Below are 24,811 nucleotides of genomic sequence, written 5' to 3' on the forward strand. Positions count from 1 at the left end.
CGACATGTCCCTCGCACTCGTCAAATATCTCCCCACATCGGGCACCGTCCCCTTCATCCGGGGTCGCTTCATCGCGCTTGGTCTCTCCGCGCTCTTCATCGTGTTTTCGATGTTCGAGTTCGCGACCGTTGGCATCAATTTCGGTATCGATTTCCGCGGTGGTATCCAGACCGAAGTGGTCGCGGATGAAACGACCTCGATCGAGGATTTGCGGGCCACCGCCAACGCGCTCAATCTGGGTGAGGCGCGCGTTCAGGGGGCCGGCGGCGCCGGTGATGGTCTGACCACCTACCTTATCTCCCTGCCACTTCAGGAAGGCGAGGGCCTTGAAGGCGAGGCCGCCCAGAATGACGCCCGGGAGGCGCTGGAAACCGCGCTCGAGGCGACCTATCCGACCATCGACATGCGTGGCACGACCGTCATTGGTGGTGCGGTGTCCGGTGAGCTGATCGTGACCGGCTTTACCGCCATCGGCGTCGCGCTTTTCCTGATGCTGGTCTATATCTGGTTCCGCTTCGAGTGGCAGTATTCGGTCGGTGCCATCCTGGCCCTGACCCATGACGTCATCGCCACAGTCGGCATGTTCTCGCTGACCCAGATGACCTTCGACCTCGCCACCGTTGCCGCCATCCTGACCATTGTCGGCTACTCGATGAATGACACCGTGGTGGTCTATGACCGGATCCGCGAGAATTTGCGCAAGTACAAGCGCAAGCCCTTGCAGGAAGTGCTCGACCTGTCGATCAATGACACGCTGTCGCGCACCATCCTGACCTCGGTGACCACGCTGGTTGCCCTGATCTCGCTCTACCTGATCGGCGGCACGGCCCTGAAGGGCTTTGCCTTCGCCATGATCTGGGGGGTGCTGATCGGGACCTTCTCGTCCATTTTCGTGGCGGCTCCGATCCTGCTCTTCACCAATGTCCAACGGGACAGCAGTGAGAGCTGACCGGGTATTGAGGTCGGCGCCCTATCGTGAGACGCGAGTTCTGGTGTAATTTCTCCCCACAGGCAGGGTGATTCTGCCAAAGGGGAGGGAAAAATGGCTGGAATTCTCAGCAATCTGCGCACGACGGTAATCGTCTCCTTCGTGCTCACCGCAATCTATCTTGGCGCTTATGTAATGTCCGGTGCGATCGCGCTGGACGGCGCTTTCTGGCAGGCTTTTGCGCGCTGGACTCATGTCGTCGCCGGTATCATGTGGATCGGTCTGCTCTGGTATTTCAACTTCGTGCAGATCCCGAACATGCCGAACATCCCGGACGAGCAGAAGCCGGCGATCGGCAAGGTGATCGCACCGGCGGCCCTGTTCTGGTTCCGCTGGGGCGCGGCCTTTACGGTTCTCACCGGCCTCACCGTGGCCGGGCTGCGCGGCTATTCCATGGAAGTGCTCAGCCTGGGCCTCGTCTCCGATGTCTACACGCCGCAATATTCCTTTGTCGGAATTGGCATGTGGCTGGCCATTATCATGGCGATCAATGTCTGGTTCGTGATCTGGCCCAATCAGAAGATCGCGCTGGGCATGGTCGAGGCCGATGCCGAGGCCAAGCCGAAGGCCGCCCGTACGGCGATGCTCTTCTCGCGCACCAACACGCTATTGTCCTTCCCGATGCTGATCGCGATGGCCATGGCACAGACGGTGTTCGGCTGACGCATCTTTGACAGGTAAGTCGGAAAGATTCAGGGCCCGCCGGGACATGGCGGGCCCTGTTCACGTTCGGGGGTACGTGAGCGCCGGGTCGGCGAGACAGGGAGGGATTGCGACCCGTTGCCCCTGTCCAACGCCATTCACCCGGGATTTCCGTCGCCACAGATTGCGTGATTGTCCATCGCCCTCAGTCGAAGGCGAAGCTGGCGTAAACGCGGGGGCGGAACTCGCGCAGGGTGCGCGGCTCGGGCCGGTATTGGGACGGCTGGATCTGGGTCATGATCACGGCTGCGGTGCGCGTCTGTGGGCTAACGAAAAAGTCCGTATCAAAGAAGCCACCCCAGCTCAGATCGCCGGGCACGCCGGCAGGCCGCTGGCCCTCGGCGGGAGGCAGGACAATGTCCATGCCCAGGGCGAAGGCGCGACCGGTCCAGCCTTCGCCAAGCTGGTCCGCCGTCGTGTGCGGGCGTGAGAAGACGGCGAACGTCTCCGGCGCGATCAGCTGAACGTCGCCGAGCGTGCCACCATTGGCCAGCATCATACCGAAGCGAATATAGTCCGATGCGGTGGAAACCAGGCCGCCACCGCCCGACGGCCAGGTCGGATTGCCGAATTCGTAAGGCACCATCTCGCCGCTTTCGTCATGGATATAGAGCGGAGCCAGCTCGGCTTCGCTAAAGTCGACATCGTCAAAGAAGAAGCCGGTATCATCCATGCCCAGCGGCGCAAAAATCTCAGTGTCGAGAAAGGTGTTGAGCGGCTGTCCGGAGACAACTTCGATCACCCGGCCGGCAACGTCGAGACTGTAGGAGTATATCCAGCGGTCGCCGGGGTCTGCGTAGAGCGGGAGTTCGGCGAGGCGATCGACCCGGACGGCGAGATCGCCGTCGCCCTCATACATGGAGTTTTCCAGATAGAGCTGGCCGAGATCGCTTTCGGCTTCGAAGATATAGCCCAGCCCGGCCGTGTGGGTGAGCAGGTGTTCGATCGTCATCACCGTATCCGGTGCCCGGGTCTCGATCTCGCCAGCCTCATTGGCCATCGGGGAGCTGGCGACGCGGACATCGGCAAAGGCCGGGATATAGTTGCTGACCGGATCGCCCAGCGCGATTTCGCCCCGTTCGACCAGCATCATGATGGCGAAGGCCGTGACCGGCTTGGTCATCGACGCAATGCGCACCGGCGTGTCGACGGTGAAGGGCGTGTGGGCCTCCAGGTCGGCCTCTCCGGCTTCGGAGACAAAGGCGATCTGCTCGCCCCGCGCGATGATCGCAGCATAGCCCGGACGCGCGCCTTCTGCGGCGAGCGCGTCGAGCCGCGCGTCCAGCAAGGAGAGCGCGTGCGGGTCAAAGCCCAGCGCGGCAGGATTTTCGACGGTGTGGATGTCTTGCGCCTGTAGCGGCGCGGTGACGGCCATGAGTGCCGTCGTGGCCAGCGCGAACGCTGCCATGGCTTGTTTGAACGCCATCTAACCTTCCCTTCGGGATAGTGTTTATCGACCGAGGGGAAGGTTAGGACGCGAGCGGCGCTCTGACGAGGGCCTTATTGGGCGGCGGCGAGGTTTTCAGCCGCAAATTCCCAGTTCACCAGATTGTCGAGGAAGGTCGAGATGTAATCCGGGCGACGGTTCTGGAAGTCGAGATAATAGGCGTGCTCCCAGACATCCATGGTCAGAAGCGGGGTGACGCCCGCCTCGGTCAGCGGGGTTTCGGCGTTCAGCGTCTTGCGCACTTCCAGCTTGCCATTGGCCAGAACCAGCCAGGCCCAGCCGGACCCGAACTGGGTCGCACCGGCATCGGCGAAGGCCGTCTTGAAAGCGTCCAGCGAACCGAAGTCACGGTCGATCATGGCCGCCAGGTCGCCGGTCGGGGTGCCGCCGCCATTGGGACGCATGGACTGCCAGTAAAAGGTGTGGTTCCAGATCTGGGCAGCATTGTTGAAAATGCCCGCCTTGCTGGCGTCACCCGCCGTGGCCTTGATCACGTCTTCCAGTGACAGGGCGGCCAGATCGGTGCCATCCACGAGGCCGTTGAGCTTGCCGACATAGGCGTTGTGATGCTTCCCATGGTGGAAATCGAGCGTCTGGGAGGAGATATGGGGAGCCAGCGCGTCCTTGGCGTAGGGAAGATCGGGCAGGGTGAAAGCCATGAGTACCTCTTGCAGTGACGAAGTCGGGAAGGATGGGGGCCGGTTGGGCCGTTTTCATGACCGGACATATGGTGTGGATTGCGGCCATGTCCACCGGGGAGACGCATGACAGGCAAAGAAATCGACAGCTTGCTGCACAGCGCGGACCCGGACCGCTATTTGTGCGCGCTCTTTGCGCAGCCGGAGCAGCGGGCCGGCCTCCTGGCACTGTACGGGCTCAATCTCGAGCTGGGCCGGATTGCCGACAGCAGTTCGGAAAGCCTGATCGGGGAGATGAAACTGACCTGGTGGCGGGATGCCGTTGCGGATCTCTTTGCCTCGCCACAGAAAGTGCGGCGCCATGACGTGACCGAAGGGCTGGCGCCATTGATTGGCCGGATCAGCCTGGATGATATCTCACCGCTGATCGAGGCGCGTTTCGACGATATCGCGGCGCGTCCCTTTACCGATCTCGATGACATTCTCGCCTATGTCGACAACACGGCAGGGTGCCTGGCGCGACTGGCTCTGAAAGCGCTCGATGCCCAAGGCAGCCTGTCCGACGACACCGTGACAGCCGCCGGGCGTGCCTGGGGACTGACCGGCCTGCTGCGGGCCTTTCCCATTCGGGCTCGCATCGGTCGGGCACCGGTTGGCGGTGACGCCCTGGGGGCTGTGGGGGCGACGCCGGCCATGCTCGCGCAGGGGCTTGGCGAGGCAAAGGTCGCCGAAGCGCGTCAGGGCGTGATCGGCGCTGCGCGGGCGGCGTGCGAGGCTCTGGCCAAGGCCGGGCCCGTCCCCGCCGAAGCGGTGCCGGCTATCGGCTATTGCCGCCTCGCCGCAACCCATCTCGCGCGTCTGCCGGTTAATCCCTATGCGCTGGCGCCGGACATCAATCCGCTGAGCCGTCGCCTGCGACTGACCTGGCTGGCATTGACCGGTCGATAGACCGCGTCAGCCTCTTGCACACAGACCCGCCTCGCGTCCAACATGGCGCCAACCAGGGAGACGACCTATGCATCATGCGCTCATCACCGGAGCCAATCGCGGACTCGGGCTGGAACATGCCCGGCAATTGCTCGAGCGCGGCTGGCATGTCAGCGCTGCCGTCCGCAATCCGGACGCGGCCACGGAGCTGGCAGCCCTTCCGGTGGGCGAGGGCAAGCTGGACATCCATGCCTATGATGCCGCCGATCCGGCGAGTGCCGAAGCGCTTGCGAAAGGGGTGACGGGGCCGATCGATCTCCTCTTCGCCAATGCCGGCATGATGGCGCCGGAAACGCGCAAATTCGGCCAGGCGGCCGGCGAGGCGATGCTGCAGGAATTCCGGGTCAACACGATCGCGCCGCTGGCGCTGGTCGAGGCCTTCGTTGGCCAGGTCGAGGCCTCGGAGATGAAGGTGATCGCGCTGCAATCCTCACGCATGGGCTCGGTGCGCGATAATGAGAGCGGCGGCGGCTATGGCTATCGCAGTTCCAAGGCGGCGCTCAACGCGGTCGGCAAATCACTCAGCATCGATCTGAAGGATAAGGGCATTGTCGTGCTCATCCTGCATCCCGGCTGGGTGAAAACGGATATGGGCGGTCCCAACGGACAGCTGACCGTGCCGGAATCCGTCTCCGGGCAGCTCGATCTCATCGCCCGCGCCTATGGCAATCCGGTGATGAGTGGACGCTTTTACCACGTCTCCGGCCAGGACTTGCCCTGGTAGCAAGACCGGCTATCCGGCCTAGCCCGCCTTCCAGGCTTCAAGATCATTCAAGGCTCGCTCCGACATCGCCATCTTGCGGGCCGGGGTCTTGGCCTTGCCCTTGATGCGGTTACCCTCGGCATCGACGGTGGGCTGTTCGATGGGCGGGAAGAGGCCGAAATTGACATTCATCGGCTGGAAAGAGCCCTTGCCGGCATCCAGATGGCCACCCGTGACATGGCCGATCAGCGCGCCCAGCGCGGTCGTTGCCGGTGGCGGGGTCAGGCTGCCGCCGAGGCGTTCCGCAGCCGCATAGCGTCCCGCGAGCAAGCCCATGGCGGCGCTCTCGACATAGCCTTCCACCCCGATCAGCTGGCCAGCAAAGCGCAGGCGCGGCTGGCTCTTCAGGCGCAACTGGGCATCAAGCAGTTTCGGCGAATTGAGGAACGTGTTGCGGTGAATGCCGCCGAGACGGGCAAAGCGCGCCTCCTCCAGGCCCGGGATCATGCGCAGGACTTCGCCCTGGGCGCCGTATTTCATCTTGGTCTGGAAACCGACGAGGTTGAACAGCGTTCCCAGCGCATTGTCCTGGCGCAGCTGGACGATGGCCCAGGGCTTCACGGTCGGATTGTGCGGATTGGTCAGGCCGACCGGTTTCATCGGGCCGTGGCGCAGTGTCTCGCGACCGCGCTCGGCCATCACCTCGATCGGCAGGCAGCCGTCGAAATAGGGGGTATTGGCCTCCCATTCCTTGAACTCGGTCTTCTCGGCCGAGATCAGGGCGTCGATGAAGGCCTCATACTGGTCCTTGTCCATCGGGCAGTTGAGATAGGCCTTGCGCTCGGCCTCGGTCTCGCCCTTGTCATAGCGCGACTGGAACCAGGCTTTCTCGGTGTTGACGCTGTCGCGATAGACGACGGGCGCGATGGCATCGAAGAAGGCCAGCTCGCCTTCGCCCGTCTGCTTGAGGATCGCTTCGGACAGGCTTTCCGAGGTCAGTGGGCCGGTGGCGATGATGACGCTGTCCCAGTCTTCCGGCGGCAGGGCGGGAACTTCCTCGCGATTGATGGTGACCAGCGGATGCTCGGAGAGCTCTTTCGTGACGGCCTGCGAGAAGACGTCGCGATCCACCGCCAGTGCGCCGCCAGCGGGCAGGCGGGCGGCATCGCCCTGGCGCAGGATGATCGAGTCGAGACGGCGCATCTCCTCGTGAAGGAGGCCGACCGCATTGGTGCGGTGATCATCCGAGCGGAAGGAGTTGGAGCAGACCAGCTCGGCCAGCCCGTCCGTGTGGTGGGCATCGGTGCCCTTTACGCCGCGCATCTCATGCAGGATGACGGGCACGCCCTTCGAGACGAGCTGCCAGGTGGCCTCGGAACCGGCCATGCCGCCGCCGATGACGTGAACGGGTTTCATCGCTTGATCTGTCATGCGCGGCATATCGAACCCGGGCGCGTTGAAGTCAAGCGGGCTGGGGCAGGGGCGGGACAATCGGGGGCGAGCGGGTTGACGGGTCTGGCGTCGGGAAGGATAAATTCCTGCAACAGGGGGTTGTTTCATGAAGTGGTTGATTGGTGCGCTGGCTGCGCTCGTATTGAGTGCTGATGCGCTTGCCCAGAATTTGCCAGAGTCCGTGACCGAGCCCTATCTCGCCTTCGAGGCCGCGATGCGGGCGGGCGACGCCGCGGCGGTCCTGGAGAATGCGCGTCGGGCCTATGAGGCCGGAACAGCCGCGGATATCGACCTGACCACGCTCGCGACGCTGGCCGAGAATTACGGCTATGGCGCGGCCCTCAACCAGGATTTCGAGACAGCCCAGAGCGCCTGGCGAGAGGCGGCACGGCTCTCTGACAGGGCGGGCGGAAGTGCCGTGGAGCGCGCGTGGCGGTGGCATAACGCGGCCTTGTTCGCACTGCAAATCGAGGATCGCGATGACGCCTATGCGTGCGCGCGCCGCGCCGCGAATGCGCTTGAAGAGCTGGATGGCAACCTCGGCGCTGCGTCGGATTTCGCCGGTGTCGCCTTCCTGACGCGTGCGGCTCTCGCCATGGGGCGGGGACGTATCGGCGATGCGGGAGATGCGGCCATACAATCGGCCGAAGCCTTTGAAGCCGAGCTGGAGGCGCCCAATGTCAGCTACGCGCTGGCCTTGTTCTATGCCGGTGTGGCCCAGACGCTCGATCAGGATTTCGAGCGCGCGACCTATTCGCTGCATGTGGCGCTGGATGTCATGGAAGAGGTCGCGCCGGAGCATCCGGATCTGCGAACCTTGCAGGCTGCGACCACATCGGCACGTCTCAACCTGTATGATGAGGATGACGCTGATCGGGAAGCGGCGGCGTTCGCGCGGCTGGACGCGCGGCTCGCGGCCAACCCCTTTCATAGCGATCGCTATCTGGACCGGGAGGTCGAGGCCGCAGCCGATGATGGGCTGGCCGATGAAGCAGACGCGGAGACGGTCTGTTGTGATGCGGCTCCAATCCGCCGCCGGAACCCGGACTACCCGAGAGACGCCGCTTACTCGGATATTGATGGCGTGGTCTACGTGACTTTCGCGGTCACCGAGGAAGGGCGGACCGACGCGATCGAGGTGACAGGCTCCTTCCCGCCGGAAATCTTCGACGAGGCCTCGATCGACGCGATTGAGGACTGGGTCTACGAACCGGCGACGCGCGACGGCGAACCGGTGCGGCGCGAGGGCGTGGAAACCCGCTTCGACTTCCGCATGGCGCGCTAGCGCGACCGCGCGTCGCGCTTGATCCTTGCGGGCAGGGCGGTATCTCTGGCGTCGAAGTGATCGGAGACGTCATGTCGAGCCAGCCCATTCCCGTCCTGCCCAGCGTGGCCAAGGCCTATGCCTTGCTGATCGCCCATTGGCCGCGTTTCGTGATGGCCGGTCTGCCCTTCACGCTGGCCTATTCCATCCAGCTCTGGCTGGTCCAGAAGGCGCTTGCGGCCCCGCTGGACGGGTATTGGCTGACTCTCGATGCGACCGTGATGATCGCGGCGACGGTGGGGAGTTTGGCCTTTTCCGCGATGTGTTTCCGGCTCGCCGTTCGCGATGAATATGGCGGCCAGCTCGGTTTGCAATTATCCGGTGATGAGTGGCGCTTCTTTCTGGTCGCTTTGCTCAATGCGGCGCTGGTGCTGATCGTGGCGCTATTGGCGGCGATGTTCGCCTTTGTCGTCTTTACGACGATTGCCGGCGGTGCTGTGGAGGGTGCGGGGATCGACCCGGAAACCGCCGGTTTCGATCTGCCGATGGCGATGAGCTATATGGGGACTGCGGACTGGGTCGCAGCCTTTGCGGTCAATATGGTGGCCTTTTTACTGGTCGCCTGGTTGGTGGCCCGCCTCTCCCTGTCATTTCCCGCGACCTTTACGGAAAAGCGTGTGCGCGTCCTGTCCGTCTGGACACTCAGCGAGGGCCAGGCCTGGCGTATTCTAGGGGCCATGGCACTGGCTGGTCTGCCGCTCATCGGGGTGGAAGTGGCGCTCTATGAAGCGCTTTGCCTGGCGCTCGATCACCGCCCGCTCCTGACGCCGGTCTCGGTCGGCGACGTCATGGTCACCGAGGGCGTATTTGCCCGCATTCCGGAGTATCTGCGCATTGCCGGCCTGTTCTCGATTGTGAATTTGCCCGTGATGGCAGGCCTTTACGCGCAGTTCTATCGCGCGCGCAGCTAGGCCGGGACCGGGCGGGACAAGGCTTCGCCGGTTCCCGCTGGTGATTTTTCCTGCCTGCGTCATGATGCGATCATCGTGACGCAGTGGAGGGACTGATCATGGCGACGCAGAGTTTTGATATCGGCAAGGGGATTTTCTGGTTCTTTATCCGCTTCGGTGAAAAGCCGGGCGGCGCGATCTGGCTGATTTTCGTGCAGGCGCTGTGCGCGCTCGCCCTGCTGGCCCTCTCCGCGATGGTGATGGGGCCCGCCTATCTCAATCTCTTCCAGCTGATCGAGGCGGATGCGGCCGGCAGTCTCAGCGATGCCGAGGCGTTGGAGCTGGTTTTCGATACTGTGCTGCCCTTCCTGTCTTACGGTTTCCTCATCATCCCGCTGGGTATTCTCCTGACGGTGATGTACCAGGCCGCCTGGCTGCGCTTTCTCACCAAGGGCGAGATCAAGCCGGTCATTCCGCTGCGACTGGGCGGTGACGAGTTTCGTCTGATCGGCGTCAATCTCCTCTATATCGTGATCGCGATAGCGGCCTATTTCGGGGTTGTCGCCGTGCTGGGCGTGTTCGGCGTCGGGGCCATCTTCATGGTCCAGGGCGGCGGCGACAACGCTGCCTTGGGCCTGGGCGCCGGCCTGCTGATCTTCCTCGCCTTCCTCGGCATCCTGATCGGCCTGACCATGCTGGCCATCCGCTTGGCTTCGGCGCCCGCCCTGACGGTTCTCGATGGCCGCCTGCGCTTCTTCGAAAGCTGGGAGGCGACCAATGGCGTCTTCTGGCACATGCTGCTGACCTATATCGTCGTCTGGGCGCTCATGGCGGTTGTTGGCGGCGTACTCGGCGGCATCGTCCAGCTTGTTGTCCTGGCCGCCTTCCTGCCCATGATCATCGATTTTGTGGACTTGGCAGAGCAGGGCCAGCATGTCGATCCGGATGCCGCCCTGGCCAGCCTGCAAGCCTGGTTCAGCGACCCGCTTACCGTCGTCAGCCTCCTGATCAGCTTCGGGGTCATGTACGTCATCCAAGTCGTCTTCACTGCGGTCTGGCATTCGGTCGGCGCCTATAACGCTGTCCGTGCCCGCAGTGGCGGTGACGGTGAAGCCTCGGATGCGCCGACGCTTGCGGCCGGCCATCCGATGGGGGCGTCGCCGAGCGAGGGGTAGGGGCTCGCGCCGTCTGCCGACGCTGTTGCAGCTGAAGCGGACTAGGCGCTAACCCGCCTTCTTCCGCAGCGCCTTCGCTCGCTCCAGCATCGGTGCCAGGTAACGCCCGGTCCAGCTGCGCTCGACCTTGGCGACATCCTCCGGCGTGCCGACCGCGACGATCTCGCCGCCGCCATCACCGCCTTCAGGGCCGAGATCGATCAGCCAGTCGGCGGTCTTGATGACGTCGAGATTGTGCTCGATGACCACGACCGTATTGCCGGCCTCGACCAGCTCGTGGAGGACTTCCAGCAGTTTGCGGACATCCTCGAAATGCAGGCCGGTGGTCGGCTCGTCGAGAATATAGAGTGTCTTGCCGGTGGCGCGCTTGGACAGCTCCTTGGAGAGCTTGACCCGCTGGGCCTCCCCGCCGGAGAGCTGGGTCGCGGGCTGGCCGATCTTCACATAGCCCAGGCCGACGCGTTTCAGCGTTTCCATCTTGTCGCGCACGGCGGGCACCGCCTTGAAGAAATCGGCGCCTTCCTCGACCGTCATGTCGAGCACATCGGCGATCGACTTGCCCTTGAACTGGACCTCCAGCGTCTCGCGATTGAAGCGTTTGCCGTGGCAGACATCGCAGGGCACGAAGACGTCGGGCAGGAAGTGCATCTCGATCTTCACCACGCCATCGCCCTGGCAGGCCTCGCAGCGACCGCCCTTCACATTGAAGGAGAAACGGCCCGGCTTGTAGCCGCGCGTCTTGGCCTCGGGCAGCTGGGCGAACCATTCGCGGATCGGGGTGAAGGCACCGGTATAGGTGGCCGGATTGGAGCGCGGCGTGCGGCCGATCGGCGACTGGTCTATATCGATGACCTTGTCGAGCCGATCCAGCCCTTCGATCCGGTCGTGCGGGGCGGGGACTTGCTGGGCCTTTTGCAGCTTGCGAGCGGCGGCCTTGTAAAAGGTCTCGATGGTCAGGGTCGACTTGCCGCCGCCTGACACGCCGGTGACGCAGGACAGGACGCCGAGCGGGAATTCCGCATCGACGGCTTTGAGATTGTTTCCGGTCGCGCCGATGACTTTCACCGTGCGCTTCCTGTCGATCTTGCGGCGCTGGGTTGGCACTTCGATGCGGCGCGTGCCGAGCAGATACTGACCGGTCAGGCTGTTCGGATTGTTTGTGACCTCTCCCGGCGTTCCGGCGGCGACGATCTCTCCGCCATGAATGCCCGCGGCGGGACCCAGATCGACGACATAATCGGCCGTCTGGATGGCTTCCTCGTCATGCTCGACGATGATCACCGTATTGCCCAGATCACGCAGCCCGCGCAGGCTCTCCAGCAGGCGGGTATTGTCGCGCTGGTGCAGGCCGATCGAGGGTTCGTCGAGCACGTAGAGCACGCCGGTCAGGCCGGATCCGATCTGGCTGGCGAGGCGGATACGCTGGCTTTCACCGCCGGACAGCGTGCCCGAAGCGCGGTCGAGGGTGAGATAGTCCAGCCCGACATCAACGAGGAATTTCAGGCGTTCTCGGATCTCCTTGAGGATGCGTTCGGCGATCTGCCGTTGCTTGGGCGACAGTGTCGCCTCGACAGAGCCAAACCAGTCGCGGGCATTGCGGATGGAGAGTTTGGCGGCGTCGGCAATGTCCTGGCCGTCAATCTTCACGCACAGGGCTTCCGGCTTCAGGCGCCGCCCGCCGCAGGTCTCGCAAGGCTGGGACGACTGGAAGCGGGCGAGGTCCTCGCGCACCCAGCTCGAGTCCGTCTCGCGCCAGCGCCGTTCGAGATTGGGGATGACGCCCTCGAAGGGTTTTTGCGTCTCGAATTTCCGCAGCCCGTCCTCATAGACGAAGGTGACCTTCTCCTTGGTGCCGAAAAGGACGATCTTGCGGAAGGGTTCGGGCAGGTCGCGCCAGGCCTGGAACATGTCGCCACCGAAATGTCCGGCCAGGGCCTGCAGCGTCTGCTGGTAGAGTTTCGAGGTCGCCCGGCTCCACGGCGCGATGGCGCCATCGGAGAGCGGTTTGTCGCGATCGGGGACGACAAGATCCTCGTCAAACTTGAGCGACTGGCCCAGCCCGTCACAGCTCGGACAGGCCCCGAAGGGGTTATTGAAGGAGAAGAGGCGGGGCTCGATCTCCGAGATTGTGAAGCCGGAGACCGGGCAGGCGAACTTCTCCGAGAAGATCATCCGCTCCGGCTTGCCCTTCTCGTCCTGCCGGTCGGCGAACTCGGCCACGGCCAGACCGTCGGCCAGACGCAAGGCGGTTTCCAGACTGTCAGCGAGCCGGCTTTCGATCTCCGGCTTGATGACCACACGGTCCACGACCACATCGATATCGTGCTTGAACTTCTTGTCGAGCGTGGGCGCGTCTTCCAGCGTATAGAATTCGCCATTGACCTTGACCCGCTGGAAGCCGGCCTTCAGCCATTCAGCGAATTCCTTGCGATACTCGCCCTTGCGACCGCGCACGACCGGCGCCAGCAGATAGAGACGGGCCCCGTCCTCCAGCGCCATCATGCGATCGACCATCTGGCTGACGGTCTGGCTCTCGATCGGCAGGCCGGTGGCGGGCGAGTAGGGGATGCCGACGCGTGCCCAGAGCAGGCGCATATAGTCGTAGATCTCGGTCACCGTGCCGACGGTGGAGCGCGGGTTTTTCGAGGTCGTCTTCTGCTCGATCGAGATCGCCGGGGAGAGGCCTTCTATGGAGTCCATGTCCGGCTTGGACATCAATTCCAGGAATTGGCGGGCATAGGCCGAGAGGCTCTCGACATAGCGGCGTTGGCCCTCGGCATAGATGGTGTCGAAGGCGAGGGACGACTTGCCCGAGCCGGACAGGCCGGTGAATACGATCAGCTTGTCGCGCGGCAGCTCGACGGAAACATTTTTCAGATTGTGTTCGCGTGCGCCCTGCACGCGGATTTTGTCGAGCGCCATGCCTCAGCCTGTCCTCATTGGTCGCGCCTGTCGGTTGAGAATCGCAACCATACCGGAACGTTAGGGGAACATCGTGCGATCTGTCCAGCGCACAACGCGGTCCTGTTGAGATAGGACGCCAGAACGGCCGGGTCCAGCACTGCAGCCGAACGCAGCTGACATGACGGTGGCAGGAGCGGGCGATAGCCGCATCTGTGATCTGTCTGACTCCCTCGGCTGGACTCTGTGCCGCCCCTCCTCTCAAATCAGCGTGACTCGCCGGCGCGAATTGACCTGCGGAACAGAATGTGAACACTGGGCTGCCCCCTTCACGGGACGCGCAGCAAGGATGGAGAACGGGCGATGGCGGGAAGCGTCAACAAGGTAATTCTGGTCGGCAATCTGGGACGTGATCCGGAAATCCGCCGCATGAATAATGGCGATCCGGTCGTCAATCTCTCGGTCGCGACCTCGGAAAGCTGGCGCGACAAGTCCTCCGGCGAGCGCCGCGAGAAGACGGAATGGCATCGGGTCGTGATCTTCAACGACAATCTGGCCAAGGTCGCGGAGAATTACCTCAAGAAGGGCTCCAAGGTTTACGTTGAAGGCCAGCTTCAAACCCGTAAATGGACCGACCAGAACGGTCAGGACAAATACTCCACCGAAGTCGTGCTGCAGCGTTTCCGCGGTGAGCTGACCATGCTGGACGGCCGCAATGAAGGCGGGTCCGGTGGTGGTTATGGCGGCGGCAGCAGCAGCGGCGGCTATGATGAAGCGGGTGGCGGGTCCGGTGGCGGTCAGCGCGCCTCGGACGGCCCCAAGGAAGATTTCCGAAATGCAGATCTCGATGATGAAATTCCGTTCTAGCCTGAACCGTCTCCTGACGGCGGGCATGCTGGCGACCGGTCTGGTTGCCGCTGGCGCGTCCGCCCAGGATTCGGCCGAAGATCCCAATCAGCGGTCACCGGAATTGGTGGTCGTGCCGCTGGGTGAAGGCGAGGGCGAGGCTCATTTCGTGGTGGGCCAGATGGCCTGGGGTGATGTGTTGGGCTTGCTCAACCAGCTCCAGGACCAGCCGTCCGAGCGGACCATCGAGGTTGCCCAGACGCTGTGGACGGCGCGCGATGAAAATCCGCCCTTTTTCCTGTTCGAACTGGCAAGGCTGACTGCGGAATCGGACCCGGCCTTCGCGGTGCAGGCTTATTTTCTCGGTCGCTCGCGGACCATGTATGACGCGGCACGCTGTCTCGATTCCTCCGCGCTGGACGTCATCAACGAAGCCTCCGCCTATGCCGGTGAAGAGGTGGTGCAGGTCATAGCCTCACGTCCCGAGCTGACCATTGCAGCCATCGAGCAGGTGATTGAGAGCGGTAGTGCCTTCAACAGCCAGGCGTCGCCTTGGTGGGCCTGCTCCTTTGGCACGAACGCCTATTACGCCGCAGTCAATGAGCAAACTCTCTCCGGAGACGAATGGCTCATCGTGGAAAGCCGCTGGCCGTCCGTGCAGCAGCGCATCTCCACCAATCTGCAAAACAACCTGACCATGATGCGGGATGCGGTCGCCGCTGCCACGGCGAGCGAATAGACCGGGATGCGGCGGGTCCTCAGGCCCCGCCGCTTTCGCTCTGGTCTGCCAGCACATCGCTCGTCCAGACTGGCAATCCGGCTCACTTACTAATTTGTTAGTTGATCGCGCTGCGGCCCCGTGGGAGGCATGGCGTATCAACTAAGGAATTCGTAGATGGCCCGCTCCGCCTCACCGCAACTCACCGAAGCCGAACAGCGCATCATCGCCGTCCTGTGGGATCGCGGTGAGGCCAGTGTGCGCGAAATCACCGATGCGCTAAGCGCAGACCATGGCCTCGCCTACACCACGGTCCTGACCACTATCCGCATCATGACGGACAAGGGCTATGTCGGTTTTCGCAAGGCGGGCCGGGCGCATATCTACACGGCCTTGCTCAGCCGAGACGGCGCCCGCAGCCAGGCGCTGGGCTCTTTGGTCCGGTCGCTCTTCGGCGGTTCGACCCAGAGCCTCGCTCAGCACCTGGTGCGCGAGGAAAAGCTCACCCTTGACGATATTGAAGCCCTGCGGGCCGAAGTCCTGCGCTCCGGGCAGACGGACGGGGAGGGCGAATAATGCCGGTCACCCCAATCCTGCTCGCTGGTCTGGCTGTCTTCATGGCTGCAGCGCTCCTGGTGGCGCTGGTAGCCGGTTTCCACCGCTTCGCCCCGTCGCATCTTGTACGAGAGCGTCATGATCTCGCCTTGGCGGCGATTCTGGTTCTGCCTCTGGTGTTTGTCCTCGCCTTGCGTGCGGCTCCGATCCCGCCGCCCGAAATGACGAACCCGGCTGACCCCGCTGCGGCGACCGTGCTGTCTGGCACGGGTCCGGACATGGTCGAGGTCGAGCGACAGGATGCGGCGCTCGATGAGGCAGCGGCCGAAGCTTCCGTACCGAAGTCAGGCTTCCTGGCAACCGCGATGGCGAGCGGCCTGGCCGCGCTTCGCTTTGCCTTGCCCGTGATCTGGGTAATGGGAAGCCTCGCCTTTGCCCTGCGTCTCCTGCGCGATTTCCTGGCGCTTCAACAGCTTCGTACTCGGTCCGCGCGGCTGCCATGCCCACCCGGCTTTCGCTTGTCGGCCACGCTGCCGATGGCGGAAAGTGATGCTGTGTCGACACCTCTGCTGGCCGGCTACTGGCGCCCGCAAATCCTCCTGCCTCGCGGGTTTCGTTTCGACGAGGCCGCCCGTCCCGTGCTCGAGCATGAGATCGCTCATGCCCGCCGCGGCGATGCCTGGACCGTCCTTGTCCTGCGTTGCCTTGAAGTCCTGTTCTGGTGGGTCCTGCCCCTGCGACCGCTGATGACGCGTCTGGAAGCTGCGCGGGAAAGCCTGTGCGATCGCGACGCCGCCCGCATCACGCAGGCGCCGAGAACGCTCGCCCTGGCCTTGCTGGATGCAGCCGAAGCCCGCACCCGGACGCCCTCGCTTGCCCTCGCGGCGACGCCCACACGGTCCAGCCTCGCCGACCGCGTCGGCTGCCTGACCGCCCCCGATACTCTCGAAAGAAAGGATACTCCTATGCGCATTTCCCTCCTCCTGCCGGGTCTGGCTGTGACCGCGCTGGTCTTCACGCCGCAATTCGGTGAAGCCCGCGCGCTTGAAGGCCATGCTGTCGCCACCGCCACCATTGCCGCGTCCGCGCCCACCCGCAGGCTCGATGACAGCTTCGATCTGGACGCCCATCTCTTCCAGGCCGCCCGCCGGGGCCAGCTCAACCGGGTCCGTGGCTTGCTCGCGGACGGCGCCAATCCGGATGTGCGTTTCAGCGGTGACGGGACAGCCCTGATCGCGGCCATGCGGTCCGGCAGCTTCGAGACGGCCGAGGCCTTGCTGGCCGCTGGCGCTGACCCGGACCTCGGTGTCGAAGGCGATGGCAGCCCGATGATCGCGGCTGCCGCGCGTGGACGGGACGACCTGGTCCAGCTCCTGCTTTCGAACGGTGCGGATGTCGAAACCGCCTTCTCCGGCGATGGCAACGCCCTCATCGCCGCGGCGATGCATGGCCGGCTCGAGACGGTCGTCTTGCTGCTGGCCGCCGGCGCCAATCCGGACAGCTATGTGCTTGGCGACGAGACACCGATGGTGGGCGCGGCCCAGCAGGGACATCTCGATGTGATCCAGCGCCTCGCGGCGGCCGGTGCGGATCTTTCCCTGACGGTGTTGGCGCATAGTCGCGATGGTCACGATATCTACCGCTCCCCTCTCAGCGAGGCCCGTCGCATCGGTCACACCGATATTGTCAATTGGCTGGAGAGCCGTGGCGCCGAGCATCGTGAACCCACGCGCTGAGCCGCGCTGACCTGATCTTGCCATGCCGCGAGCTGCGGTTGCCCTTCCCTTGATGGACGCGCGGTCTAAACTGGCCGCGCGTTCGCATTTGGGGGAATGAATGCGGGTTTTGATCACCGGAGCATCGGGCTTTATCGGCTCCCACATCGCGGCCTCTCTGATGGCAGCCGGCCATAAAGTCCGTGCCGCCGCCCGCGGGGTCGAGGCGGCTCGCAAGCGGGCGCCCGGTTTTGACTGGGTCGGCTGTGATTTTCGCCGCGACAGGGTGGAAGACTGGCAGCCGCGCCTTGAGGGCGTGGACGCCGTCATCAATTGCGTCGGGGTGTTGCAGGACGGGCTCGGGGATGACAGCCGCAAGGCGCATGTCGACGGGCCTGCCGCCCTGTTCGAGGCCTGCGAAACCGCCAGTGTTCGCCGCGTCCTGCACATCTCCGCCGTGGGCGTCACCGAGGCGGCGGGCTCCGACTATGCCCGCGACAAGCTGGCTGGAGAGGCAGCGCTGAAGGCGCGCGACCTGGACTGGCTGATCCTGCGCCCCTCCCTGGTCATCGCCCGCAATGTCTATGGCGGCACCGCCCTGGTGCGCAGCCTGTGTGGTCTGCCCTTCGTGACGCCGGTAGTGGGCGGGGAGCAGGTCTTTCGTCCCATCGGCATGGATGATCTGTGCGCCGCTGTGGAAGACCTCCTTCGTCCCGAAGCTCCCAGTCGCCAGAGTTTTGATCTGGCCGGACCGGAACGGGTCAGCCTGGCCGAGACGGTGCGCGGCTATCGCCGCTGGCTGGGTTTTGGCGAGTCCCGCATCCTTGCCATCCCGCGCTGGTTGGCCCGCCCCGCCTTCATGATCGGGGACCTTCTGGGCTGGCTGGGTGTGCGCACTTCGATGCGGAGCAATGCGCTCAAACAACTCGATTTCGACGTCGAGGGGGATCCGTCAGAATGGCGGGCGGCGACCGGGGCAAAGCCGCGCGGTTTTCATGACTGGCTCGCGGCCAACCCCGCTGGTCTGCAAGATCGCTGGCACGCCCGTCTCGGCTTTGCCCGGCCGCTGGCGCGCTGGATGCTGGGCCTCTACTGGCTGATGACCGGTGTGCTGGCGCTGACGATCGCCAAGGATCATGCCTATTCGGTGCTGGCGGAGGGCGGCTTTTCCGAAGCGGCCCGGCCGCCGGTCCTGTGGCTCGGCTCGCTCTTCGACATTGCGCTTGGCACGGCCATGCTGGCCAAGTGGCGCGTGCGTTGGGTCGCGGCGATCATGATCCTGGGCACATTCGGCTATATCGCGGCACTGAGCCTGACCCTGCCGCAGCTCTGGGCCGACGCGCTGGGACCGATCCTCAAAGTCTTCCCGATGATGGCACTGGCGCTGATGATTGCTGCCACCGAGGATGAACGCTGATGGAGCTCTACCCGATCCTTCGGCTGATCCACATTCTGGGCGCGGCGGTCCTGTTTGGATCGGGCGCGGCGATTGCCTTCTTCATGCTGATGGCCTGGCGCAGCGGCGAGCGCGCCGGCTTTGCGCTGGTGGCGCGCCATGTTGTTCTGGCGGACTCGGTCTTCACGGCCAGCGCGGTGATCCTGCAGCCGATCTCCGGCCTTGCGCTGGCGCATGTGGCAGGCTGGTCGCTGACGTCGCCTTGGCTGGTGACGAGTGTGGCGCTTTATCTCTTCATCGGCGCCTGCTGGCTGCCGGTGGTGTGGATCCAGATGCGGGTCAAGCGCCGCCTCGCCGAGACCACAGGCGCCGACATTCCGGAAGATGTGCACCGGCTGATGCGGATCTGGTTCGCCCTTGGCTGGCCGGCCTTTGCGGCGCTGATTGCCATTCTCTGGCTGATGATCACCAAGCCGGGTTAGGATTGCAGGACAAGGCGTTCCACGAGATTGGTGGTATCTTGCCCGCTGGCGCTCGATGCTCCGCCAATAGCGTAGATTGCGCCACCCAGGCTGACGCCGCCCAGACCATGGCGTGGGGTCAGCATGTCCGGTCCTGCCGTCCAGCTGTCGGCCTCGGGGTCGTAGATCCAGACCTCCGGATAGACGCCACCGCCATTGTCGAAATACTCGCCGCCAAAGGCATAGAGCTTGCCACCGGCCACAGCTGCTGCCAGCCCGCCCTGACCCTGGGGCAGGGGCGCGCGTGTCTCCCAGCGGTCCGTGGCGGGATCATAGGCTTCATGGTGCGTTTCATTGCCCGCATTGACCCGGCGCCCGCCGACGACATGGAATAGCCCGTTCAGGGCCGCACCGGCGGCGGAATTGCGGGCATGAGGATTAGGGGCGCGACGGGACCAGCTGTCGGCGACCGGGTCATAGGCGAGATGATCTGCCCGATCGCCATGATCGGGCCAGTTGGCATTGGTCTCGCCATTGGGCTGGCGCCCGGTTGCGACATGGATCAGACCGTCCAGCGCCACCGCACAGGTCTCGGCATAGGGCACCGGCATGGGCGCCATCTCGGTCCATTGATCGCTGGCAAGCTCATAGCGTGTGTTGTTCGCAATCATCTCCCAGATACCGCCATCGCCGGCCCGGAAACCGCCAATCCCGTAAACGTAGCCCTCATGGCCGACGAGATTGGGATGGTGGCGGGGTTCGGGAAGCGGGGCGCGGGTTTCCCACGGAGAGTCGGGGTTGGCCGGATCCGACTGGATGAAGAGCTGGTCGGAGATGCTGTCGACATTCGGGCCGTTGCGCGCTTCCAGTCCACCGGCGAGATAGAGACGTCCATCCAGCACGGTCGGATAGATTTCCTGCACGCGGCGGGGGAGGGCGGCCATGGCCTGCCAGGCGGCATTGCCCGGCTGGCGCGCGGCCCAGGCTGGCATGGGCAGGCTGCAGGCGGCGAGCCCGCCCAGGACAAGGCGTCTGTTCATGCCGGACATGTGTCTCTCCCTCATTCCGCCGGGCAGCGTCCGCCCGTGATGCGTTCGACTTCCTGCGCGCTACCATCCGTCTCCGCCGGCTCGAGGTCCAGTGCGCAGGCGATCAGGCCATAGACATTGACGTTCTCGAAGGCGGCCGGGCGGCTGGCTGCCGGGAAAATCGGGCCGACGCCGATAAAGGTCGCGCCCATCTCGTCGGCGCGATTGTCATAGCCATGGGTGGCCATCAGTCCGGCAAGATAGGGATTGGACAGATCGGTCTCCGAAGCGGTCAGCTGCCAGCCCGGATCGGCCAGGATGAAGAGGTCCGGACCGCGATCGGGGTGATCGAAATGCCAGGTCTCCGGCATGTCCTCGCGGCGATAGGCGGTCATGTGCGGGTGGGCGTCCGCGAGCTCGGCATAAACGCGCTCGACAGCCGCCTCATCGCCATAAGCCATCAGGAAGGGTTCCAGGCCGGCGCCGTACTGGCCGGCGAATTCCTCGATGAAGAGCCCGTCCAGATCGGCATAGGCATCGACAGCAATCGTGCGCTCCGTGGAGACATTCACCATGCCATGATCGGAGACGATGATCAGGGTCGCCCGGTCCATGACGCCGCGCGCTTCGAGCCCGGCGACCAGTTCGCCGACCAGTGCATCGACCCGGGCCACGGCCTCGCCCTCGGCCTCGGTTTCCACGCCGCCGCGATGTTCCACCGTGTCGACATGATCCATGTAGAAGGCGGCAAAGCGTGGCTGTTCGGCGATGGGCGCGTCGAACCAGGACAGGACTTCCGCGACTCGCTCCTCATAGGGCCGGTCATGATCATAGGGGTGCCAGACGGTCGGACGGGTGCCGTTGATCGCCACTTCCGAGCCGAGCCAGAACATGATGTGCGAGCGCAGGCCCTGCTGCTCGGCCGTGATCCAGATCGGTTCGCCACCCCACCAGCGCGGATCCTGAGGGCTGCCGCCAGAATTGGAGAAGACCTCGTCCAAGCGCCGGTCATAGGGCGAGTTGGAGACCATGCCGTGATGTTCCGGATAGAGCCCGGTCGCCAAGGTGTAGAAATTGACGAAGGTCTTGGTCGGCATGACCGGATGCATGCGCTCCGGCCGTGTACCGCGCGCGGCAAGGGCGCGCAGATTGGGGGCGGCATGGCGGTCGATGGCGTCGTAGCGCAGACCATCCAGCCCGACCATGATCACGACGGGCGGGCCGGCATCCGTGGGATCAGCGTCCGGCGCGGTGCGGCCGGGCAGATGCGAGCAGGCCGCGACCAGGGCGGTCAGACAGGTGAGGGCGAGAAGACGTGACAGCATGGAAATCCCCGAAAAGGCAGCACCGACCAATCCGCGGTAGTCAGGCAGGGGCGCGGCGACAAGGCAAGGATTTGTGACGAACCGGCTGCGATTCCTGCGCGCAAGATCGGAAGGTGACCAAAGTTTCACCAATGAAATCAATGTCCGGACGCTAAAATGCGTGCGTCAGGACGGCAATTCGGTTCTTCTTGACCGGCAGCGTGTGGCCAGATCGGCTCGCACTTGGACGTCAGCGTGAAACAAGGGTCGGCCCGCCTGGCGGGTCGGAAACGACATGAAACGGCGTGAGAAACAGAGCGAGTTCCTGGAAATCCGAATTGGTCACCAGACCAAGCAGGACTTCATGCAGGCTTGCCAATCGCAGGGCGTCACCGCCAGCGAGGTGTTGCGCGCCTATGTCGAAACCTATTCCGGTTCACGCCGACCGCGCCGGGTGCTCCCCAGTCTCAATTTCAAGGAGTACGCCATGCCTGCCAGTTTTCTCGCCCTCATCTCGGTTGTCGCCGCGGCCACCGGTCTTCAAACCACATCGCCCGCGGACGCGGACCGGAATGATCCGGAAGCCAGCTTCGCCTCGGTTGACCGCGATGGCAGCAATGATTTCGACCTCGCCGAGCTGCTCGTGGAAGCCGGCCTGACCCCGGACGGACAGCTCGGCCCCGAGCTGCGCGCCGAAGTGACCGGCTCCGTCCAGACCGCCCTGGCCGAACTCGGCATGAATGCCCAGGCCGGTGTGGCATCGCCGGACTTCCTCGCCCGGGTCATCGCCGATGCCGAGGAGACTGCCGTGACCAGTGTGACCGCCGTCTTCAACGAGATCGACGCGGATCGTGATGGCCGTGTCACCCGCGCCGAATTCATGACCTATCGCGCCAATTAGGGATCAGGCCCCGACCGCATGCCGGTCGGGGCCTGCCTGCCTAGCCGATCTGAAGGCCGGCGATTTGCAATGCATCGTCGCCGGTCGTGTCGAACTGGATCGGGATCACGTCGCCCATGGCCGGCGCATGAACCGTGAAGCGGACATGATGCGCGCCGGCGTCAAAGCCGTGCACGTCCTGTCCACCGAAATCGGCCGCCAATTGCGAAAACATGGCCAGGTGCTGGTCCATCTCGGCGAAGGCCAGCATGTCGGGCGTGAAGCGCGCTTCGATGAAGGCCTGGTGTGCCGCGGCATCACCCGCCAGCGCGGTCATGAACTCCGCCACCAGCTGACCGGCTGGTGTGTCCGGCAGGTCGACCGGCGCGTCTGAGGCGAGCGGGGCCGGGTCGACGCGCCAGGGTTGGTCGAACCAGGCGGCGGTCAACACATCGATCACGCGGTCGGCATTCAGGCGGCGCTGATCGGTCGCCACAAAGAGGACCAGGCCGTGATCCGCCAGCTCGCGCCAATGCGCGTTGAAATGCGGATTGCCGCCATTATGCCAGTAGATCCGGCCCAGACGCGGATCCTCCTCCACCACCTGGCCATAGCCGTAAAAGCTTCCGCCGCCCTCATTCTGGTGGGGAGACTGGGCGAGATCGCGCGCCGGGTCGGAGATCAGTTCACCCGACGACCAGGCCGCCCGCCAGGCCAGCATGTCCTGCGCCGTCGAGACGAGGCCGCCATTGCCGATCAGATTCCAGTTCGGCGCATGCCCGCCCCAGGAGGCGTCCGACACATCGCGTCCGTCCTCCAGATGGACAGACCGCGCCGGATCGAAAACCGCCATATAGCCCGTATCCGTCATTCCGGCCGGCGCGAGCTGCTGGCGCAGCAAGGCCTCGAAACTGTCGCCTCCGGCGCGTTCGATCATCGCCGCCGCGAGGGAGAAGCCGACATTGGAATAATGATATCCGGTGCCCGGTTCAAAGCGGAGCTCGGCCGCAAAGGCATTGGCGAGGAAGGTGTCGAAGCCCTCCTCCGCCAGATCATCGCCAACCGCGCCGGGAAAGCCGGCAGAATGGGTCAGCATCTGGTGCAGGGTGATACCGGCCTTGTCCGCGGGGACATCCTCGAACACGGCATCCAGACGCAGATCGGCGGAGAGGTCGCCGTCGCTGATCATCCGGGCGGCCAGCATGCCGGTGAAGCTCTTGGTGATGGAGCCCGTATCAACCTGCGTCGCCGGTCCGTATGGACGACCACTGGCCGGGTCGGCCGCGCCGGCCCCGCGCATGAGGAGGGTTTCGCCTTCCAGCGACATTCCGGCAATGCCGGAGAAGCCGGCCGCCTCAAGCGCGTCCATGGCCTCGATGAGCCGCGCGCTGGCAGCCTCGCGATCCTCGGGCGCGGAGACGGGCTGGCTCTGCGCCTGCGCATTGTCGGCAGGCAGGGCGATCAGCCCCGCCATGGTGAGGGAGAGACCGATCATGGCACCGCGCCAGTCGGGTCGGGGAAATGAAAAAGCTTTCATGGTCTTGCTGCTCCGAGCTCGTGTTAGTCTCGCCGACCTAGCGCGCCGGTTCGGCGCAGACCTGACCAAAACCTCTCCGATAGGCTGTCATGACACACCAAGCGCGTCACCGAGACCTTGATCTGAAGCGTTTCCGCCTGGGCGACGCCGAGTGTGACCTGTTGGCCGGCACGCTCGACCGGGCCGGCAAGCACCACCGCCTCGAACCGCGCCTGGCCGGCGTTCTCCACCTGCTCGCCCGACGCGGCACCACACCCGTCACCCGCGACGAATTCCTTGACACGGTCTGGGATGAGGATGGCAGCGATGAAGCCCTCAACCAGGCCATCTCGCGCTTGCGGCGCCTGCTGGGCGATGCGGCTCTGATCCGCACCCTGCCGCGCGTGGGCTATTGTTTGAGCCGTCCGGTGGAGGGTGCCGAGACCCAGCCCCGCCCGTCTCCGACCTGGCCCGTCCGCACCTGGCTTCGCACCGGCCTCGCATACATCCAACGCCCCTTCATCACCGGCCTCGCCGTCGGCGCCCTCGTCACAGCCCTGGTGGCCAGCGTCTTCTGGCCACGAACGCTGGAACAGGAGTTCGAGGTGTTCAGCGGGGAGCCGGGTGAGTTGGGGGTGATCTTGCCGGATGAGGCCGGGTAGGGGGCTTTGGTAGGTGTCCCCAGCGGTGCATGCTTTCTCTCTTCCTCGGAGGAGGGCGGGGGCGGGGAAATCCCAGCGCACGGGCGCAAACCCTGCCAGAAACCGCTTACCGGGCGTTCGCCGTATCGGGTTCTTCAGGTAAAGGGCCGCAACGCGGCCGCTTCGCGGTTTCCCCCTTGAGCTGAAGGGCCCGATACGGCCTGCTGGATGACAAGCGATGTATGGACGGCCCTGCGCGATGGCGCCGGGATGACAAAGGCATTTGAAACCCCGGAGCCACCGTCATCCCGATGACAATCGGGACCCAGTCTGCGACGCGATGTCATTGCTAGGGGCGGCGACACCGTGTCTGCGAGACTGGGTCCTGACTTTGGTCAGGATGACGGTGAGGGGCGGGTTGTTCGTCGGATAAAGTGCCGGACGTGAGTTTGCCCCCCAACCGCCCCGCGCATTTGCTCTCCACCCCCGTGATTGTTAAGACTCGGTGACAGGAAAGCCGCCTGATTCACACTGTCGATTCGCG

Annotated in this window: 22 protein-coding genes; 15 read left to right on the forward strand and 7 right to left on the reverse strand. The window is 64.3% G+C overall.

Annotation, left to right across the window (positions count from 1 at the left end; genetic code table 11):
* Nucleotides 1-4: 4 nt before the first annotated feature.
* Nucleotides 5-949 carry a protein translocase subunit SecF gene (gene secF, locus Q0X62_RS03460; protein WP_297731654.1) on the forward strand — a complete coding sequence of 315 codons (945 nt, stop codon included), beginning with the start codon at nucleotides 5-7 and terminating at the stop codon, nucleotides 947-949.
* A 93-nt stretch (nucleotides 950-1,042) separates the two neighbouring features.
* Entirely contained in the window at nucleotides 1,043-1,651 is a 609-nt protein-coding gene (locus tag Q0X62_RS03465; protein ID WP_297731658.1) for a urate hydroxylase PuuD, read from the forward strand.
* A 184-nt stretch (nucleotides 1,652-1,835) separates the two neighbouring features.
* On the opposite strand, the gene Q0X62_RS03470 is transcribed toward Q0X62_RS03465, so the two are convergent.
* Both Q0X62_RS03470 and Q0X62_RS03475 read right to left on the reverse strand, forming a co-directional pair.
* A complete protein-coding gene (locus Q0X62_RS03470) occupies nucleotides 1,836-3,116 on the reverse strand; it encodes a serine hydrolase (protein WP_297731661.1) in 1,281 nt (426 codons plus the stop codon).
* A gap of 74 nt (nucleotides 3,117-3,190) precedes the next feature.
* Complete coding sequence (locus tag Q0X62_RS03475; protein WP_297731664.1) at nucleotides 3,191-3,796, reverse strand: superoxide dismutase; 606 nt, start codon at nucleotides 3,794-3,796, stop codon at nucleotides 3,191-3,193.
* 105 nt (nucleotides 3,797-3,901) lie between these two features.
* On the opposite strand from Q0X62_RS03475, the gene Q0X62_RS03480 reads away from it, so the two are divergent.
* Together Q0X62_RS03480 and Q0X62_RS03485 are read left to right on the forward strand one after the other, a co-directional pair.
* Nucleotides 3,902-4,723: a squalene/phytoene synthase family protein gene (locus tag Q0X62_RS03480; RefSeq protein WP_297731667.1), complete on the forward strand. Its 822-nt coding sequence runs from the start codon at nucleotides 3,902-3,904 to the stop codon at nucleotides 4,721-4,723.
* 67 nt (nucleotides 4,724-4,790) lie between these two features.
* A complete protein-coding gene (locus Q0X62_RS03485; RefSeq protein ID WP_297731670.1) occupies nucleotides 4,791-5,486 on the forward strand; it encodes an SDR family oxidoreductase in 696 nt (231 codons plus the stop codon).
* Nucleotides 5,487-5,504: 18 nt separating this feature from the next.
* Here Q0X62_RS03485 and trmFO read toward each other — a convergent pair whose 3' ends face one another.
* Nucleotides 5,505-6,905: a methylenetetrahydrofolate--tRNA-(uracil(54)-C(5))-methyltransferase (FADH(2)-oxidizing) TrmFO gene (gene trmFO / locus Q0X62_RS03490; protein WP_366946098.1), complete on the reverse strand. Its 1,401-nt coding sequence runs from the start codon at nucleotides 6,903-6,905 to the stop codon at nucleotides 5,505-5,507.
* A gap of 118 nt (nucleotides 6,906-7,023) precedes the next feature.
* On the opposite strand from trmFO, the gene Q0X62_RS03495 reads away from it, so the two are divergent.
* The 3 genes from Q0X62_RS03495 to Q0X62_RS03505 all read left to right on the forward strand — a co-directional run bounded on the left by Q0X62_RS03495 (nucleotide 7,024) and on the right by Q0X62_RS03505 (nucleotide 10,306).
* Nucleotides 7,024-8,202: an energy transducer TonB gene (locus tag Q0X62_RS03495; protein WP_297731676.1), complete on the forward strand. Its 1,179-nt coding sequence runs from the start codon at nucleotides 7,024-7,026 to the stop codon at nucleotides 8,200-8,202.
* A gap of 71 nt (nucleotides 8,203-8,273) precedes the next feature.
* Complete coding sequence (locus Q0X62_RS03500; RefSeq protein ID WP_297731678.1) at nucleotides 8,274-9,152, forward strand: hypothetical protein; 879 nt, start codon at nucleotides 8,274-8,276, stop codon at nucleotides 9,150-9,152.
* A 98-nt stretch (nucleotides 9,153-9,250) separates the two neighbouring features.
* Nucleotides 9,251-10,306 carry a hypothetical protein gene (locus Q0X62_RS03505; protein ID WP_297731679.1) on the forward strand — a complete coding sequence of 352 codons (1,056 nt, stop codon included), beginning with the start codon at nucleotides 9,251-9,253 and terminating at the stop codon, nucleotides 10,304-10,306.
* Between the two features lie 48 nt (nucleotides 10,307-10,354).
* On the opposite strand, the gene uvrA is transcribed toward Q0X62_RS03505, so the two are convergent.
* A complete protein-coding gene (uvrA, locus tag Q0X62_RS03510) occupies nucleotides 10,355-13,228 on the reverse strand; it encodes an excinuclease ABC subunit UvrA (protein ID WP_297731681.1) in 2,874 nt (957 codons plus the stop codon).
* Nucleotides 13,229-13,570: 342 nt separating this feature from the next.
* Between uvrA and Q0X62_RS03515 the strand changes: the two genes are divergently transcribed.
* The 6 genes from Q0X62_RS03515 to Q0X62_RS03540 all read left to right on the forward strand — a co-directional run bounded on the left by Q0X62_RS03515 (nucleotide 13,571) and on the right by Q0X62_RS03540 (nucleotide 18,919).
* Nucleotides 13,571-14,074, forward strand: a complete 504-nt coding sequence (locus Q0X62_RS03515; RefSeq protein WP_297731685.1) for a single-stranded DNA-binding protein — start codon at nucleotides 13,571-13,573, stop codon at nucleotides 14,072-14,074.
* On the forward strand, nucleotides 14,058-14,792 hold the full coding sequence (locus tag Q0X62_RS03520; protein WP_297731687.1) for a hypothetical protein: 735 nt from the start codon (nucleotides 14,058-14,060) through the stop codon (nucleotides 14,790-14,792). Before Q0X62_RS03515 ends, Q0X62_RS03520 begins: the two co-directional genes overlap by 17 nt.
* A gap of 156 nt (nucleotides 14,793-14,948) precedes the next feature.
* Nucleotides 14,949-15,347, forward strand: a complete 399-nt coding sequence (locus Q0X62_RS03525; RefSeq protein ID WP_297731690.1) for a BlaI/MecI/CopY family transcriptional regulator — start codon at nucleotides 14,949-14,951, stop codon at nucleotides 15,345-15,347.
* Nucleotides 15,347-17,062, forward strand: a complete 1,716-nt coding sequence (locus Q0X62_RS03530; RefSeq protein WP_297731693.1) for an ankyrin repeat domain-containing protein — start codon at nucleotides 15,347-15,349, stop codon at nucleotides 17,060-17,062. Before Q0X62_RS03525 ends, Q0X62_RS03530 begins: the two co-directional genes overlap by 1 nt.
* Nucleotides 17,063-17,162: 100 nt before the next feature.
* Nucleotides 17,163-18,458 (forward strand): NAD(P)H-binding protein, encoded by a 1,296-nt coding sequence (locus tag Q0X62_RS03535; RefSeq protein WP_297731696.1) that lies wholly within the window; start codon nucleotides 17,163-17,165, stop codon nucleotides 18,456-18,458.
* The gene (locus Q0X62_RS03540; protein WP_297731699.1) at nucleotides 18,458-18,919 is read left to right on the forward strand and encodes a DUF2269 domain-containing protein; all 462 of its coding nucleotides are present in this window, start codon (nucleotides 18,458-18,460) and stop codon (nucleotides 18,917-18,919) included. Before Q0X62_RS03535 ends, Q0X62_RS03540 begins: the two co-directional genes overlap by 1 nt.
* Here the strand turns inward: Q0X62_RS03540 and Q0X62_RS03545 are convergent.
* The gene (locus Q0X62_RS03545; protein WP_297731702.1) at nucleotides 18,916-19,947 is read right to left on the reverse strand and encodes a kelch repeat-containing protein; all 1,032 of its coding nucleotides are present in this window, start codon (nucleotides 19,945-19,947) and stop codon (nucleotides 18,916-18,918) included. The genes Q0X62_RS03540 and Q0X62_RS03545 overlap by 4 nt on opposite strands.
* 11 nt (nucleotides 19,948-19,958) lie before the next feature.
* Nucleotides 19,959-21,251, reverse strand: a complete 1,293-nt coding sequence (locus Q0X62_RS03550) for a nucleotide pyrophosphatase/phosphodiesterase family protein (RefSeq protein ID WP_297731705.1) — start codon at nucleotides 21,249-21,251, stop codon at nucleotides 19,959-19,961.
* Nucleotides 21,252-21,525: 274 nt separating this feature from the next.
* Here Q0X62_RS03550 and Q0X62_RS03555 point away from each other — a divergent pair, with 274 nt between their 5' ends.
* Nucleotides 21,526-22,131, forward strand: coding sequence for an EF-hand domain-containing protein (locus Q0X62_RS03555; RefSeq protein WP_297731708.1), 606 nt, complete (start codon nucleotides 21,526-21,528; stop codon nucleotides 22,129-22,131).
* A gap of 40 nt (nucleotides 22,132-22,171) precedes the next feature.
* On the opposite strand, the gene Q0X62_RS03560 is transcribed toward Q0X62_RS03555, so the two are convergent.
* Nucleotides 22,172-23,647 (reverse strand): serine hydrolase, encoded by a 1,476-nt coding sequence (locus tag Q0X62_RS03560; protein ID WP_297731711.1) that lies wholly within the window; start codon nucleotides 23,645-23,647, stop codon nucleotides 22,172-22,174.
* Nucleotides 23,648-23,736: 89 nt separating this feature from the next.
* Here Q0X62_RS03560 and Q0X62_RS03565 point away from each other — a divergent pair, with 89 nt between their 5' ends.
* Nucleotides 23,737-24,288: a winged helix-turn-helix domain-containing protein gene (locus Q0X62_RS03565; RefSeq protein ID WP_297731714.1), complete on the forward strand. Its 552-nt coding sequence runs from the start codon at nucleotides 23,737-23,739 to the stop codon at nucleotides 24,286-24,288.
* Nucleotides 24,289-24,811: the final 523 nt, after the last annotated feature.

Origin of the sequence: uncultured Maricaulis sp. (assembly GCF_947259345.1) — a bacterium.
Classification (GTDB): Bacteria; Pseudomonadota; Alphaproteobacteria; order Caulobacterales; family Maricaulaceae; genus Maricaulis.

Bases quoted from the DNA above. Each gene is read 5' to 3' on its own strand.
- Q0X62_RS03525 (WP_297731690.1), top strand. From the start codon at position 14,949: ATGGCCCGCTCCGCCTCACCGCAACTCACCGAAGCCGAACAGCGCATC.
- trmFO (WP_366946098.1), bottom strand. From the start codon at position 6,905: ATGCCGCGCATGACAGATCAAGCGATGAAACCCGTTCACGTCATCGGC.
- Q0X62_RS03555 (WP_297731708.1), top strand. From the start codon at position 21,526: ATGAAACGGCGTGAGAAACAGAGCGAGTTCCTGGAAATCCGAATTGGT.
- Q0X62_RS03475 (WP_297731664.1), bottom strand. From the start codon at position 3,796: ATGGCTTTCACCCTGCCCGATCTTCCCTACGCCAAGGACGCGCTGGCT.
- Q0X62_RS03495 (WP_297731676.1), top strand. From the start codon at position 7,024: ATGAAGTGGTTGATTGGTGCGCTGGCTGCGCTCGTATTGAGTGCTGAT.
- secF (WP_297731654.1), top strand. From the start codon at position 5: ATGTCCCTCGCACTCGTCAAATATCTCCCCACATCGGGCACCGTCCCC.
- Q0X62_RS03500 (WP_297731678.1), top strand. From the start codon at position 8,274: ATGTCGAGCCAGCCCATTCCCGTCCTGCCCAGCGTGGCCAAGGCCTAT.
- Q0X62_RS03470 (WP_297731661.1), bottom strand. From the start codon at position 3,116: ATGGCGTTCAAACAAGCCATGGCAGCGTTCGCGCTGGCCACGACGGCA.
- Q0X62_RS03560 (WP_297731711.1), bottom strand. From the start codon at position 23,647: ATGAAAGCTTTTTCATTTCCCCGACCCGACTGGCGCGGTGCCATGATC.
- Q0X62_RS03545 (WP_297731702.1), bottom strand. From the start codon at position 19,947: ATGTCCGGCATGAACAGACGCCTTGTCCTGGGCGGGCTCGCCGCCTGC.
- Q0X62_RS03505 (WP_297731679.1), top strand. From the start codon at position 9,251: ATGGCGACGCAGAGTTTTGATATCGGCAAGGGGATTTTCTGGTTCTTT.
- Q0X62_RS03465 (WP_297731658.1), top strand. From the start codon at position 1,043: ATGGCTGGAATTCTCAGCAATCTGCGCACGACGGTAATCGTCTCCTTC.
- uvrA (WP_297731681.1), bottom strand. From the start codon at position 13,228: ATGGCGCTCGACAAAATCCGCGTGCAGGGCGCACGCGAACACAATCTG.
- Q0X62_RS03550 (WP_297731705.1), bottom strand. From the start codon at position 21,251: ATGCTGTCACGTCTTCTCGCCCTCACCTGTCTGACCGCCCTGGTCGCG.
- Q0X62_RS03520 (WP_297731687.1), top strand. From the start codon at position 14,058: ATGAAATTCCGTTCTAGCCTGAACCGTCTCCTGACGGCGGGCATGCTG.
- Q0X62_RS03485 (WP_297731670.1), top strand. From the start codon at position 4,791: ATGCATCATGCGCTCATCACCGGAGCCAATCGCGGACTCGGGCTGGAA.
- Q0X62_RS03515 (WP_297731685.1), top strand. From the start codon at position 13,571: ATGGCGGGAAGCGTCAACAAGGTAATTCTGGTCGGCAATCTGGGACGT.
- Q0X62_RS03540 (WP_297731699.1), top strand. From the start codon at position 18,458: ATGGAGCTCTACCCGATCCTTCGGCTGATCCACATTCTGGGCGCGGCG.
- Q0X62_RS03480 (WP_297731667.1), top strand. From the start codon at position 3,902: ATGACAGGCAAAGAAATCGACAGCTTGCTGCACAGCGCGGACCCGGAC.
- Q0X62_RS03565 (WP_297731714.1), top strand. From the start codon at position 23,737: ATGACACACCAAGCGCGTCACCGAGACCTTGATCTGAAGCGTTTCCGC.
- Q0X62_RS03535 (WP_297731696.1), top strand. From the start codon at position 17,163: ATGCGGGTTTTGATCACCGGAGCATCGGGCTTTATCGGCTCCCACATC.
- Q0X62_RS03530 (WP_297731693.1), top strand. From the start codon at position 15,347: ATGCCGGTCACCCCAATCCTGCTCGCTGGTCTGGCTGTCTTCATGGCT.